General features: G+C 40.2%; 10 protein-coding genes and 1 pseudogene. 9 read left to right on the top strand and 2 right to left on the bottom strand.

Annotated elements, in window-relative coordinates:
* Window positions 1-15: 15 nt before the first annotated feature.
* Both GKO22_RS02885 and GKO22_RS02880 read left to right on the top strand, forming a co-directional pair.
* On the top strand, window positions 16-1,062 hold the full coding sequence (locus GKO22_RS02885; protein ID WP_206367813.1) for a Stealth CR1 domain-containing protein: 1,047 nt from the start codon (window positions 16-18) through the stop codon (window positions 1,060-1,062).
* Between the two features lie 20 nt (window positions 1,063-1,082).
* Window positions 1,083-1,865, top strand: a complete 783-nt coding sequence (locus GKO22_RS02880) for a glycosyltransferase family 2 protein (protein ID WP_166332586.1) — start codon at window positions 1,083-1,085, stop codon at window positions 1,863-1,865.
* A gap of 1 nt (window position 1,866) precedes the next feature.
* On the opposite strand, the gene GKO22_RS02875 is transcribed toward GKO22_RS02880, so the two are convergent.
* Window positions 1,867-2,784, bottom strand: a complete 918-nt coding sequence (locus GKO22_RS02875) for a glycosyltransferase family 32 protein (protein WP_166332585.1) — start codon at window positions 2,782-2,784, stop codon at window positions 1,867-1,869.
* A 277-nt stretch (window positions 2,785-3,061) separates the two neighbouring features.
* Between GKO22_RS02875 and GKO22_RS02870 the strand changes: the two genes are divergently transcribed.
* The 5 genes and pseudogenes from GKO22_RS02870 (at window position 3,062) to GKO22_RS02850 (ending at window position 8,972) form a co-directional block, all read left to right on the top strand.
* Window positions 3,062-4,273: a glycosyltransferase family 2 protein gene (locus GKO22_RS02870; protein WP_166332584.1), complete on the top strand. Its 1,212-nt coding sequence runs from the start codon at window positions 3,062-3,064 to the stop codon at window positions 4,271-4,273.
* Between the two features lie 8 nt (window positions 4,274-4,281).
* Complete coding sequence (locus GKO22_RS02865) at window positions 4,282-4,938, top strand: glycosyltransferase (protein ID WP_166332583.1); 657 nt, start codon at window positions 4,282-4,284, stop codon at window positions 4,936-4,938.
* A 119-nt stretch (window positions 4,939-5,057) separates the two neighbouring features.
* Window positions 5,058-6,344 (top strand): glycosyltransferase family 4 protein, encoded by a 1,287-nt coding sequence (locus tag GKO22_RS02860; RefSeq protein WP_166332582.1) that lies wholly within the window; start codon window positions 5,058-5,060, stop codon window positions 6,342-6,344.
* Window positions 6,345-6,372: 28 nt separating this feature from the next.
* Window positions 6,373-7,620, top strand: a complete 1,248-nt coding sequence (locus GKO22_RS02855) for a glycosyltransferase family 4 protein (protein ID WP_166332581.1) — start codon at window positions 6,373-6,375, stop codon at window positions 7,618-7,620.
* A 269-nt stretch (window positions 7,621-7,889) separates the two neighbouring features.
* Window positions 7,890-8,972: pseudogene (locus tag GKO22_RS02850) on the top strand (IS3 family transposase).
* Window positions 8,973-9,095: 123 nt separating this feature from the next.
* Here GKO22_RS02850 and GKO22_RS02845 read toward each other — a convergent pair.
* A complete protein-coding gene (locus tag GKO22_RS02845) occupies window positions 9,096-9,644 on the bottom strand; it encodes a hypothetical protein (RefSeq protein ID WP_166332580.1) in 549 nt (182 codons plus the stop codon).
* 832 nt (window positions 9,645-10,476) lie between these two features.
* On the opposite strand from GKO22_RS02845, the gene GKO22_RS02840 reads away from it, so the two are divergent.
* Window positions 10,477-11,109, top strand: a complete 633-nt coding sequence (locus tag GKO22_RS02840; RefSeq protein ID WP_166332579.1) for a TlpA family protein disulfide reductase — start codon at window positions 10,477-10,479, stop codon at window positions 11,107-11,109.
* On the top strand, window positions 11,106-14,288 hold the full coding sequence (locus tag GKO22_RS02835; protein WP_166332578.1) for a SusC/RagA family TonB-linked outer membrane protein: 3,183 nt from the start codon (window positions 11,106-11,108) through the stop codon (window positions 14,286-14,288). The genes GKO22_RS02840 and GKO22_RS02835 overlap by 4 nt, the downstream gene beginning before the upstream one ends.
* Window positions 14,289-14,299 lie beyond the last annotated feature (11 nt).

The raw sequence follows: 14,299 nt of genomic DNA, 5'->3' as shown, positions 1-14,299 counted from the left end.
AAAATATCTATCTTTATGCACTCCAAAAAAAGTGAAAGACAGGAGCACGCTATGGACATAGATTTTGTGATCACTTGGGTAGACATGAATGACCCGATCTGGCAGGAGAGCTTTGCAAAACATTCTGGAAAGATCAACAACGCTAAGAACGAAGTGTCAGAAGCACGTTTTCGTGATCATGGACTTTTAAAATATTGGTTTCGTGGCGTAGAGCAGTTTGCTCCTTGGGTGCGTAAGATTCATTTCGTGACTTGCGGACAAAAACCAGATTGGCTCGATGCCAATCATCCCAAGTTGAATTTGGTGCATCATAAAGATTATATTCCGGAGCAATTCCTTCCGTTATTCAATTCAAGTGTGCTTGAAGTGCACTTGCATCGTATCCCTGATCTCGCAGAGAACTTCGTGTATTTCAATGATGATTTCTTTATTATCAATGACTTGAAGCCAAGCCGTTTCTTTAGCAAGGATGGAGTTCCACAGGATATTGCTGCGTTTCGGATGAATCTCGGCATGTCTTTATGGAGCAAATGTTTGAAAAATAATATCCGCATAATCAATCAGCGGTTTGATAAGCCTGCCGTGATGAAACGCGATCACGATAAGTGGTACAACCCGATGTATGGAAGCAAAGCGAGGTTGACGTATCTGCTATCTTGGTACAATAAATTCATTACTTTGCGTACACCGCATAATGCGCAGCCGTATACGAAGAGCACCTTTCAGGAGGTGTGGGACTATGCGGAAGCGGAGTTGATGGAAATGTCGAAACACAAATTTCGTTCTCCAGAAGATTTCACGCAAGAATTGTTCAGAACTTGGCAAATCTGCCAATCTAACTTTGAAGCGTACAATACCTATCAGGATACCAAGATGTTTCCGTTATTATTTCGCTCCAAAAAAGCAATCAAAGCGATTAGAGAACAAGCTTATTCATTGGTATGCATCAATGATAATGAACATATGCCAAATTTTGATCAAACCATGATGGAGATCGAAAAATCATTTGAAAGTATTCTATCGAAGCGGTCGCAATTTGAGTTGGCTGACCGTTTAACATAATTATTTTATCTTATCCTTATATGACGCAAGGGCCTTTGATTTCTGTTGTTATTCCTGTTTATAACGGAGAGGAGTACGTCAAATCATGTTTGGACAATATGTTTGCGCAGAGCTACAAAAATCTAGAGATCATTGTTGTAGATGACGGTTCGTCCGATCGCTCTGGCCAAATTGCATTGCAATATCCCGTGAAGTTAATCCGCTTGGATGAAAATCGAGGTTTGTCTGCAGCAAGGAATACGGGGATCGATGCGGCATCAGGTACTTACATTCATTTTATGGATGTAGACGATGGTATCAACTTAGCGTACTATCAGCAGATGGCTGATGCGGTGATGGCAACTCAAGCTGATATCGCCTGTGGCGGCATGCTCAACGAAAAGCATAGTTACAAAACGTGGCGTTTTAAGAAGCAAGTCGTATATCACACTGCAAAGGACAAATTAAAGGCAACATTTGTCGGTAAATGGGGCTATGTTTGGCGCTATCTGTTCCGTTTAGACTTTCTCAAAGAGCAGAGCTTACGTTTTGAAGAAGGGCGATTTATCGAAGACCTGACTTTCTCGCTTCCAGCAGTGTTTTATGCAAAGAGTATCGTGGTCGTTCCAGGTGCAGAATATATCTACTATCACCGCGAAAACTCAATCATGAGTAAGAAAGAGAAAGCACATCGAGAAAAGAGAAGGTTGGATTGGTCGCACGCGAAAGCGTTTCGGAAAGAGTTTGCCCGCGAACACAATCTTAAGATTCCGGGAATAGATACGGGTAGGTTCGCATATTTGTTAAGAAAGGTTTTTCGGTAGATTATTTTGACTCTTTTTTTAAGATAAGGTCTCCCATCCACGAGCCTTCTTTATACATGCCTCTTTTAATATAGAAGTCCAACCTTCTTCGTGCATAGCGTATTAGCTTTACCGTTTTAGGTTTTGGATCAGGAGTTTTATTTAGTAATAATATTTCTGCCATGGCCACTTCCCCCCATTTTTTTCTAATTCCAAGAGAATAAAGGAAAAAATCATCTTCTGCTCTTATGATGCTTAACCTAAAATTTTGATCTCTGCGCATTAATACTTGAGCAGTCAGGTAGATTGGATAATAGTCTAGATCTAGCGGGAATTCTGTGATATCAAAATTTCCAAACTTGTCCATGTACTCTATCGAAGAATCCTCCGACAAACATTTTTCGAATTCGGCCAACCATTCTTTAATAAATCGGGAGCCTTGTATAGCACCGATAAAAGAACTTTCTAACATGGGATGTTGTTTGCTAATAGTATTCTCATCGGTATAATATAGGACGGCTTCAGATCCATCCTGCTGTTGTAGCGCGCTCACCCAATCTAGATTTTCAGACAATAGCGTGCTAGCGTCTAAGTAGAATCCGCCATGTTCTGCCAACAGTTTAAGTCGAATCAAATCCGAACTCAGCGCTGGAGATTTTTTTAAAATTTCGAGCGGAAAGTTGGGCAGATAATCCGATAAAGTTTCTTTATGCAACACGAAAATGGTATAGTCTGGATGTAGTCTCTTGATTTCGGCAAGGCAGATCTCCACGGTAGGAGAATCAATCGGATAATTATTCCAATAAATCCAGATTTTTTTAGGAATCTGATCGTTTTGCTTATTTGCTGTACCCCAATTTTTTATATATACTTCATCTATGCTTGGCGTTTTCTCTCGGAGCGATGGAAGTATATAACGAATCCAATGGGATAATCTCATTTATTTTTTTTATTAAAACAGTTACTTACTAATGTAAAGGTCAGTTTTTTTGATGAAATTGAATCAAAGTAATTTGAACGATGATTAATTGTGCCGGCAAATTGATGTGTATTAGTCATCTTTTAAAAATTTATCTCACACTTCTGCTGTTTTGAAAGTAATCTTAAATTCCGGTTTTTAGATTTAAATATCAAGTTTCTAGGATTGGTCGATTTCTTTCTTATATCGGATTTTGGAAATTTTTAGTGGAGCAACATAAAACAATTATCTTTACCTAATGGAAAAACAGAAAGAAGATCAAGCTACTTTATCATTAATTGTTGGGTTGAGGAATAATCTGGATTATACCAAACACTTTTACAAAACATTACGCGATAAATACCCACGAGTTGAATTGGTCTTTGTGAGTTATGGGAGTCAAGACGGTACGCACGATTGGTTGGATAGCTTAGAAGATCCCTATCTAATATTTTATTATTCACAGTTTTCCAAAACGCTATCGGATACCTATAATAAAGGCGTTTCTATGGCTACGTCAGATTTAGTCGCATTTCTTCACAACGATATGGTCGTCGGAAATGGTTTTGTAGAGTCCCTTTTATCAGTTTGGCTACCAAGAACACTATTGTTCTATACGGTGGTTGAGCCCCCATATTTTGAAGAGGATAAGCATGACTGGAAAATCACCAAGGACTTTGGAACAGATTTGAAATCGTTTCACATGGGGGCATTTGAAGATTATCTTCGGGAAAATTCAAGTGTTTCAATTCAAACCCCACACCTCACAACGGATGGAACTTTTTTTTTATGTGTAGAGAAAAAATGGTTACTGGACATGGGAGGCTTAGATCCGGTTTTCAACCCTATGTTTTGCGAAGATACGGATCTTTTACTACGGTTTCACCTACAGCATGCAACAATGTATGTGGTGCCGGGAGCTAAAGTATACCATTTTGTGAGCAAGACATCCAGGTTCTCTTCCGAATACGAAGCAAAAACTCGTCAAGTCGAAAATGAATCTATAAATAATTTTTACCGAAAATGGCGTTTCGGACTTCATTCTTCTATAAAAGAAAGATATGATTTGGCTGCGATTGTGAAGTCGACAGATCCTTTAAAACTTGATAAGATCGAGCCCTATTTTGGCACTATATATCTAGACAGCAATTCAAATATAGAACACTATATTGGTTTACACCAATCCAGTACCGACTTCGATTTACGGAAGCGAATTTTGCCAAGGAATAAGTTGAAAACACATAGCATTCTGGTTGAATTTGATATGAGAAACCTTAAAGATTGGGATTACGATAATATCAAAACACTTCCGCAAATTATTCATCAAAAAATCTCGAAAAAAAGAAGTTTTTTTGGAAAGCTGTTTTTTAACAAAAGAAAATTCCGAATAGGAAGACTGAAGTTTAATATTAAAGACCTAAATTCTACGGCACAGGAACTTGTTTGCAAAAACTTGGTGATAGATAAATAAATCAATATATGGGCATAATATCTTTTTTTACACAAATACCTTCAGTTACCTTTGGAGTCACCGTCTGCAATGAGGAGCACGAGCTTGAACGTCTCCTATCACATCTTTGTCAGCACATTCATAAAAACGATGAAATTATTGTGCTACAAGATGTTACAGACCCTCATGCTGGAGTGTCTACAATTATCGAAAAGTTCAAGCCGCGTGTAATCCATATCGAGGATAAATTAAATCACGATTTTTCCCGATTTAAAAATAGTCTGATTAAGCACGCTACTAAGGATTATCTGTTTCAGATCGATGCCGACGAAATTCCTGCTATAACTCTCTTAAAAAAATTACACCATTTCTTAAGAAGGCATCATAAATTCGACTGTTTTTGCGTACCCAGAATCAATATTGTGCACGGCATAGATGAAACGTTACTCAAGAAATGGAACTGGAAACAAAATTCGGAAGGATACGTAAATTTCCCAGACTATCAAATGCGATTATTCAAAACCGCAGCAAAAGAAATAGTCTGGAAGAACAAAGTGCACGAAGAGCTTCACGGATTTAAGAGATTGATGGATTTACCTATCGAAAGTTACAATTATTGTCTGTGGCATGAAAAGACAGTCAAAAAGCAGATTCATCAAAATGATTCGTACGAAAGTAACTTCTAATGGGTGATAAAGTTCGTTTAGGATAAAATAGAAGCAGCTATATAATAAAGTAATGAACAAGGGTAGGTCTGTTTTTCCTTGGCGATGTATCACTATGCTACTTCTATTCGTTACCTTCTATGAGTGAAATATTGAGCAATTATGGCGATTTAAATGAATTTATGGATAAAATAGGAATAGTGGTTCAGCGGTACAGTGAGGAAGTTAATGGTGGGGCTGAGCTTCACGCTAGACAATTAGCAGAACATTTACAATACAAATATGAAGTTGAAGTATTGACTACGTGTGCAATAGACTATGTGTTTTGGGAAAATTACTATCCGGAAGGTGAGGATTTTGTTAATGGAGTCAAGGTCATTCGTTTCAAAACAAAGGATAGAAATGTTAAAATGCATCGCAGATCCTCCAGGTACTTACGAGGCCATGTAAGATCAAATAATAGCGACAAGGGTTCGAAGAATTTTTTGATCCAATCGTATTTAAAACTTCGCTATAGACGAAGAAATGAACACGAAGAAATCTTTAGCCGGTGGATTGATGAAATGGGGCCAAATTGTCCTGGTTTGATTACTTTTTTAACGAAGGAAAGCAAACAATATAAGGCAATTGTTTTTTTTACCTTTATGTACTATCCAACAGTTAAGGGTCTTCCCGTGGTCGCAGAAAAGAGTATTTTTATTCCTACGGCTCATGATGATCCATACTTCCACATGGATGGATACAAACAGATTTTTTCGATTCCTCGATTTATCATGTATAACACTCTTGTCGAAAAGGAGTTGGTACAATCTGCCTATCCGGCGTCTAAAAATATAAAATCTGATGTGGCTGGAGTTGGCTTTGATACAAGTCCGAGAGGAATAGTTGCTGAGAGACCAATAAAGGAACGGTACTTTGTTTATATTGGAAGAATAGATATTAACAAAGGATGTAAAGAACTGGTATCCTTTTTCCTGAAATTTAGGAAGAATATTCGGGAACACGTGCGTCTCGTAATGATTGGCAAAAATAGCATGGAAGAGATAACAGTTCATCCAGATATTGTCTACACTGGTTTTATTAGTGAGGAAGAAAAGTTGGTGTATCTCCAATATAGTGAGGCCTTAGTCATTCCTTCACCATACGAGAGTCTATCAATGGTAACATTGGAAGCGATGGCATTAGGAAAGCCAGTACTTGCTACTGAAGAGTCTTTAGTCTTGAAAAAACATATTGAGCTTAGTAAGGCAGGATACATCTACAAGACCAATAAGAACTTTTGTGAATTATTACTTAAAATTTTAAATTTACAGGAGCAAGAAAAAAATGTCATTGCTACCAATGGTATAGAATATGTGGATAAAAACTATAAATGGGAAACGATAATTAGTAAATTTGAGGACGCAATCAACTATGTCAGCAAATAGTTATTTAATAATCCTTAGAAGTTAAGCCTTGAATAAGATAGCTATCATCGTGCATCGATATGGACCTGAAATTAATGGCGGTGCAGAAGAGCATGCCAGGCAATTAGCAGGTCATCTAAAGATCAACTATAAGGTCGATGTACTTACATCATGTTCGTTAGCATATCCAGAATGGGATAATTATTATCCTGCTGGAAAGCAAGATATTGACGGAATAGATGTGTTGAGGTTTCACCATGAATCAAGCAATTTAAAACTATCTCGCCAATCGGGACGTTATCTGCAAGGCAATTTGAAATACTATCACAGAAAATTTAATCTCAGTAATTTTTTTTATCTGCTTTTGAAAAGAATATGGTACAAAAGGCGCAAAGACCACGATCAGCAATTTGAAAAGTGGATAGATAACGATGGGCCAATTTGTACAGAAATGTTGTCTTATTTGAGAAAAGAAAAGGATAGTTATAGGGCATTCATATTCTTTACATATATGTTCTATCCAACTTTTAGAGGCTTACCTCAAGTTGCTCAGAAAAGTATTTTAATACCAACAGCTCATGATGAACCTTTTTTTTATTTAGACGGTTTCCGAGCGTTGTTTGCTAGTCCTCGATTCATTATGTATAATTCTATTGTAGAAAAGGAATTGACCGAATCTGTTTATCCTACTACAAAAAATATTCGATCAGATATCGCTGGCGTAGGTTTTGATGACATTTCATCAAATCTCGCAAGAAAAAGGCCTATGACAGCAAGATACGTCGTATATCTCGGCCGGATAGATGAAAAAAAAGGATTTAAAGAACTTTTTTCCTATTTTGTAAATTTTAGGAAGACTAGTGGCGAAGATATTCAGCTAGTTGTGATTGGGAAAAACTATATGAAGAGCAAGCCACAAGCTCAAGGCATACTGTATACAGGGTTTATTAGTGATGAGAAGAAAATCGAGTATTTACAGCATAGTGAAGTATTAATCATTCCTTCGCGTCTCGAAAGTTTGTCTATTGTGACTTTAGAAGCGTTGAGTTTAGGGAGACCAGTCTTAGCCAATGGGTACTCTCCTGTATTAGCCATGCACGTTGCGCGTAGTAATGCCGGTTTCATTTATTATAATCAACGAGATTTCAATGACGGGCTAATATACCTTTTAAATTTAAGAGAAGAACAGAAAAACCAAATTTCAAAAAATGGAATCACTTATGTAAGGGATAATTATAATTGGGACAGCATTGTGCATAAGTTTAATGATGCAATTAATTATGTTGGGAGACAGTAGTGGGGATTTCAAACTCTTATCTGCTTGTAATATCAATTTTTATGTCATGAATACTTACTTTATCGAAATGTTGAGATTTATAATTTGGATAAGACTTACCTGTAGCTTTTATTCGATTCATCATTAATTGAATCGTTAATATTTGGGGTCACTGAAAAGTGAATTGATCCCTATTTTTTTATGTTTACCTGACCACCTTCCATAAAACTGGAATATTTAAAGTAAAGAATTTGGGATCGAATTATTAATTTTTAATAGGAGGAAACAGGATGAAAAGCTCGAAGTTTACCGAAGCGCAGATTGCCTTTGCAATAAAGGAAGCAGAGCCGGGTACCCGTGTTGAAGAGGTTTGTCCAAAGATGGGTATTAGTGGAAGCGACATCTTACAATTGGAAGAAGAAATACGGCTGTCTTGGTGTGGCAGAATTACGCAAACTTCGCCAGTTTGAAGCAGAGAAAGAACAACTTAAGAAACTTGTTGCAGACCTAAGTTTGTACAAGCAAATGTTACAGGGCGTCTTCAAAGAAGTATTGAAGCCTTCTCAACGTTGAAAGATAGCAAGTGGGCTCGTTTCGAATTACAGTGTTTATTTTATGCATAGCATGTCAAATTTCTTATAAAGCACATCGCCGCGAGGATCATCCTTTACACTCAAGAATTCGTAATATTGCTGAAACTCGTATCTGTTATGGGCTTTGGCGCATCTACTTTTTGCTTCGATGTGAAGGCTGGTTCGACACCCATAAACGTGTTTGTAGGATCTATAAAAAAAGGGTGAAACCTCAGATGTGGACGTCCAAGCCGCTGCCGTGCAGCTACATACCTCTCTGAAAAACATACTTATTCTAACTTACACGACCGCTGGAGCATGGACTTTGTCGCTGATGCATTGTTCGACAGAAAAAAATTCGCTGCTTAACAATAGTGGATAATTATAGTCGCAAATGCATGGCAATTCATGTTGCACAAGCAATAAAGGGATGTCAGATGGCCGAATTTTTTGGAAGATTTCCGACTTTTTAAAGAAGTAAAGCCCTAAAAATTACCAGTTGATAGTGGCTCAGTTATATCCAAAGAAATGGATCTTTGGGCTTACCAGCAGCAAGTGGAGTTAGTATTCTCTAGACCTGATAAGCCCACGCATAATACGTATATTGAATCATTCAATGGTAGCTTCAGATAAGAATGCTTCAATACGCATTGGTTTCTATCAGTAGAAGATGCCAAACAGAAAATTGAAGATTGGCGAGTGGGATATAACACCTTCAGACTCCATAGTTGTTTAGGTGATTTAATACCTGACATGTACTTACAGAAACAGGATACAACAGCAGGTTTTTCTATTTTATAATACTCCTAAATTTGGGATGAGGTCAGTTAAAGATTACAGAAGTTTAAAATATGAATTTATCTGATTATAGATTTTGCAAGTTTATAGTGAGTGTTGATTACCTTGATCTACTTAATGCATGGCTTATTTTTTCCGGCGTTCGTTAGCTCGTTTGTTATATTCTTTCAACATTTTTAGTCGAAGCTGATAGTCCTTCTTATTATTTAGTTTTATTTTTGGAAATTGTAGATTGCATATGGCACCTACCTCTTCACCAAGCGCTATTTCCAATCGGGTTATTTCTTCAATTTTGATATTTTGGTCATCCTTCTCAATTAAATAATCTATCCTACTAGATGCGAGATTCGTAGCCTTCACAAGCTCCTTTTTGGGTAGTATTTCAAATTGATGTCGTTCCTTAATAATCTTGCCTAAACAAGTTAATTCAGGCTTATACACAATCTTTCGTATGTCTTCAAAATAGTCGGCACCAAAAATTTCTTTGATTAATTGAGAATGCTCCTTACGCAGTAAAAGTTTAAGAATTAAAAACTCCTTACAATGCAAGCTTGGGTGTTTCATGTTTTTCATTGCAGAAATTTTTGGCATATCAAGGTTTGTCCACGCTGAGATTTCAATCAATTGAAATCCCGAATTAATTATGACTTCCGATAGGTTTTGTTTCCATGTCATACTACACTTTTTTTATTTTTAATTTGATTATATTGAAAGTGTTTTTTATATTTGATTAACTAATGCGACACCGAGTAGGGAAGTTCCCTACAGAAACGATGTTGACTCGTTCGAAATCCGCCAGATTGCCACGAGTTGACCGAGTGATCGCCTATTACTGGGATTTACTATCTTTGCGATATTCCAGTATGGCGTTCCTCGTTAACTTTTGAGGCAACCTTGATTCTTTTGATGATAGGGGTTTCTGGCGGAACCACGAACAGAAGTAGCGAGGACGCTTACTGGTTTTTGATAATCAATTCGTTTTCCTTCAAACTTATCGAGTTCTCATTGTTATCATAAACCAGAAAGAATTATGAAAACGAACCGTAAGTACAGTACAAAGACCACTTGCCTGATTCAAGATCAGCAACCATGGTTTTCCCGGAAACATCAAACAAAGAACATCACTTGTGCCCCAGAATAAGTTAGGATATGGAAGATAGGGCAAGGTATATAAAAATAAGCATCTTGAGATACCCATGAGGTACAAGTTGATTTGCTATTGAAATAGCAAACCAATATATTCCCCCTTAAATACGGAGATAGTACTACCTGAAGATGATACCATTGCGGTTATTCCTGAACTCTAAATCTACATTAGTAAAATTTGCCAATCCTTCTATTTTACAAGGCAAAAATAAACTGTAGATTCTTTTTCTTAAGCACTTTAAAATTAGCTTTTCTTTTTCAATACTCAAAGATGATTTTGGCCTGAGTCACTAGTGCCTATAGTTTGAGGCGTGGATGAGATATAGCTAGTTGCAATATCAATATTATCAATCCTATTAAAATGACGTATCAATACGCCTTGGCCGCGCTTTGGCCTAAATCCAAATACATTTATAGAGCCTTTACACGAATAGCCATAACAGTCATTATTACTTCATACGTGTTTGTTAATAGTGCCTTTGCCCAGTCCCGCGATGATAGTGGGGCTGAGGCGGAGGTTACTTTTTCAGCTCACCTATTAATTGGTGCACAGCTTCCTGAAGCCTTTTGGAGCATGGAGCATCTGATCTATCAAGACGGTGATACCATCCGCACTAACCTAGAATCTTACCGCGGTAAGCTGCTGATTCTGGATTTTTGGGCAAGCTGGTGCGGCGCTTGTTTAGTAGAGCTAGGTAAACTGGAATCCCTATCTAAAGACTTTGCCGGCCAGGCAAACATCCTGCTGGTAAATTCTGCCGACACGCGAGACGACTTCCAAAAGGTAGCGAGTAGCTATCAGAGATCTAAAGGGAGTTACTGGCGTGGAACGCTTAACAGTATTATCGTGGATAGCTATATCAAATCTCTTTTTCCGCACATTGGTATCCCTTATCAAGTATGGATTAATCCTAAAGGGACAGTATATGCCTTTACCCGTTCGAGTTTTGTTGATCCCAAAGTCATTACCACTATAAATCAGATTTACCGATGAGTATCCGCTATCTATTGACCACGATCGCTGCTGTACTTGTTATTACTTTTTGTTACGGGCAGCAAGATACACTCTCTGGTAGAATTAGAAACCAATCAGGACGCTTTCTACCCGGAGTAAATGTTACTGTTCAGGCTCGCGGTATTACCCAGCAAAGCGATACACAAGGAGTTTTTCAGCTTATCGGACTTAGTTCGGGTGATTTAGTATCCTTTAAATTCATTGGATTTCGTGACACCGCCATCGTTTACTCTACAGGTTTGAGAACGCTGGATGTAGTACTTACAGAAGATTCAGGGGTAATTCAGCAGGTGGATATCGCTGCCAGCACCGGTTATCAGCGCATTCCCAAAGAGCGGGCGGTGGGTGCTTTTGAGACCATTGATGCGGCAAGGTTGGAGAACGTCGTATCTCATAAGATTTTAGATAAACTGGAAGGACAGACGAGCTTGCTTTTTGATAAGGCAGCATCGCGCCCAGCACTTACTCTTCGGGGCATAAATACGATGGAAGGAAATACCCAGCCCTTAATTATTCTAGATAATTTTCCATATCAAGGAGATATAGAATCGATTAACCCGCTGGATGTCCAAAACATTACTTTACTAAAAGATGCTTCGGCGGCTTCGATCTGGGGTGCCCGGGCCAGTAATGGAGTAATTGTCATTACTACCAAGCAGGGTACTAGCGGCCCGCGCAGCAGTATTACGGCCAGCTCCATCATCACTGTGGGTGAAATCCCGGATCTATATTATCCCAACGTGATTGATAGCCGTAGCTTGGTTGAGTTAGAACGGGAAATGTTTGATCGGGGAGTCTACGACTCCTTTTTAAACAATGTTCAGCGCACCTGGCTGTCTCCGGTAGTGGAAAGTTTGTTTGCTCACCGAGATGGCAGGCTGGATGAACAAACTCTGCAAGGGCGGCTCGCTGATATTGCGGGTACCGATAACCGCCAGCAGTATGGAGAGTTTATGTACCGTCCATCATTCAATCAGCAGCATTATGTCTCGTTAAGTTCAGCTACCCGCGGGTCAACCTACTACGCCTCGGCAGGCTATGACCGAAATGTCAGTAATCTTGCCAGCCGCCTGCAAAGATTCAGCATGCGGGTGAACTACAACTACCGGTTGCTGGAAGGCTTACACTGGAATAATAGCCTGCAACTAGCTCATAGCATCCAGCGAAGTGGGCATAGCGGATATCCTGCTGCAGGTTACCACGACCGGCCATACCTAAACTTGGTGGATGATAACGGTCAGCACATACCTCACTATAATCTGGAGCGGGGCTATGCCGATAGCATGCTGGAGAGTGGTCAGCTGCTGGACTGGCGGCGCTACCCGTTACAGGAAAAGGACTTGGATCGCCAGCAGACCATCACCCCATCAGCGGTTATCTCTACGGGTTTGACCTACACCATTATGGATGGATTGAGCGCCCAAGCGGTATACCGCTATGACCGCCAAAGACAGGAATTGCTGCACATGCGTGAACTAGGTAGCTACTTTACTCGGAACCTGATCAATACCTTTACCCAGCTTAGCGATAACGGTCCTTTGCGCAGAGTACCTATCGGTGGGATCCGGCAAGACGGTACAATGGATCTGCGGAGTCATAACTTGCGGGGTCAACTGACATGGGCCAAATCCTGGGGGCGTCATCATTTGAACGCACTAGCCGGCGGCGAGGTGCGTAAGACTAATGAATCATTGGTGCAGGGTGGGGTATATGGTTATGATCCAGGTACACTAACCTCCGGACTGGTAAATTATATAGATCCGGTGCGCCACCTGTTGCTAGGCACCAACCAGTTCATTCCAGATCCCCACGTGTTTCGCTCGCGACAGGACAACTTTGTTTCTGGCTTTTTTAATGCCGGCTACGACATGGATGGTAAGTACCTATTGACTGTCAGTGCACGGCGGGATGCTTCTAATAATTTCGGGATGGCTGCGAACGAACGCTGGAACCCCATGTGGTCGTTTGGTGCGGGCTGGAATCTGCACAATGAGTCGTTTATCTCGCAGGGGCTTTTTGATTTGTTCAAGCTGCGGCTGACCTACGGCATGACCGGGAATATGGATCCCAGCAAAAGTGCACTGACGATTATCCGCTTTGCAGGCCAAGACCCGTTATCTCGACAACCCCGGGCAGCGGTTGCCCAAGACGCTAATGATCAGCTGCAATGGGAAACCACGCGAACGATCAATGGCGGGCTGGACTTTTCCATGTGGTCGGCACGTGTATCAGGACAGCTTGATGTATACCGCAAGTGGAACGAAAACCTCTTTGCTCCAGCACTCAACGATTTAAGTAATGGCGCTAATCGGTATGTGGTGCGTAACGTCGGCAGCATGCAGGCCGAAGGAGTGGAGGCTTCTTTGCTAGTGCGCTGGATAAGCCGCCAGCATTTGAACTTCGAAACCCGCTTTTTATACAATTACAACCGCTATACAGTTACTGAATACCGAAGCAACTTTGACCGCGTCAGCCGAAATAACATCAACGATGGTCTTAATCTACTGCGTATCAGGGAAGGACAATCGCTCTACCCGGTGGTATCGTATCCTTTTGAAAGGCTCGATGAAAACGGGCAGATGATATCGCGCCTCATGGGAGAGCCTTCCGCCGATTATTCGGCAATACTGAATGCCGATATAGACAACTTGGTGTACTCTGGGATGGCTACTCCATTGCATTTTGGTAATGTTAACCTACATTTGAGCTACCATCGCTGGCAGTTGGGAGCGATATTCAACTGGAAGGCGGGCTATGTGTATCGCAGGCCGACGGTACGGTATGGCGTGCTCAGCACGCAGCAGCCGCTGGGCATGGGGTCAGGATCGGGAGACTTTGCTAGGCGGTGGAAGCAGCCCGGTGATGAGCTGTACACCACCATTCCTAGGTTTGACTACCCTATCTCACCATCGGATAACCTTTATCCACTTTCTGAGGCTACCGTAGCATCAGGCAGTCATGTACGTCTACAAACAGTACACCTGCTTTACAATCTGAATTTAGATCCTCTTAAGGCTGTGCAATCTGTTCGAGTAGGGGTGAATATCACCAACCTCGGGCTACTATGGCGCGCTGGGAATGGGGATATTGATCCGGATTTTCCGACAGGCATATCCCTGCCGCGCACCTATTCCTTGAATCTGCAATTACAATTTTAATGCAATACTCC

This window comes from Sphingobacterium chungjuense (assembly GCF_011316935.1).
Lineage (GTDB): Bacteria > Bacteroidota > Bacteroidia > Sphingobacteriales > Sphingobacteriaceae > Sphingobacterium > Sphingobacterium chungjuense.
Note: the sequence above shows the minus strand (reverse complement) of the source record. Positions and strands in the feature narration are given on the sequence as shown.

Excerpts from the sequence above, each read along its gene's own strand:
- GKO22_RS02835 (WP_166332578.1), top strand. The coding sequence starts at position 11,106 with ATGAGTATCCGCTATCTATTGACCACGATCGCTGCTGTACTTGTTATT.
- GKO22_RS02845 (WP_166332580.1), bottom strand. The coding sequence starts at position 9,644 with ATGACATGGAAACAAAACCTATCGGAAGTCATAATTAATTCGGGATTT.
- GKO22_RS02860 (WP_166332582.1), top strand. The coding sequence starts at position 5,058 with ATGAGTGAAATATTGAGCAATTATGGCGATTTAAATGAATTTATGGAT.
- GKO22_RS02885 (WP_206367813.1), top strand. The coding sequence starts at position 16 with ATGCACTCCAAAAAAAGTGAAAGACAGGAGCACGCTATGGACATAGAT.
- GKO22_RS02880 (WP_166332586.1), top strand. The coding sequence starts at position 1,083 with ATGACGCAAGGGCCTTTGATTTCTGTTGTTATTCCTGTTTATAACGGA.
- GKO22_RS02870 (WP_166332584.1), top strand. The coding sequence starts at position 3,062 with ATGGAAAAACAGAAAGAAGATCAAGCTACTTTATCATTAATTGTTGGG.
- GKO22_RS02875 (WP_166332585.1), bottom strand. The coding sequence starts at position 2,784 with ATGAGATTATCCCATTGGATTCGTTATATACTTCCATCGCTCCGAGAG.
- GKO22_RS02840 (WP_166332579.1), top strand. The coding sequence starts at position 10,477 with ATGACGTATCAATACGCCTTGGCCGCGCTTTGGCCTAAATCCAAATAC.
- GKO22_RS02865 (WP_166332583.1), top strand. The coding sequence starts at position 4,282 with ATGGGCATAATATCTTTTTTTACACAAATACCTTCAGTTACCTTTGGA.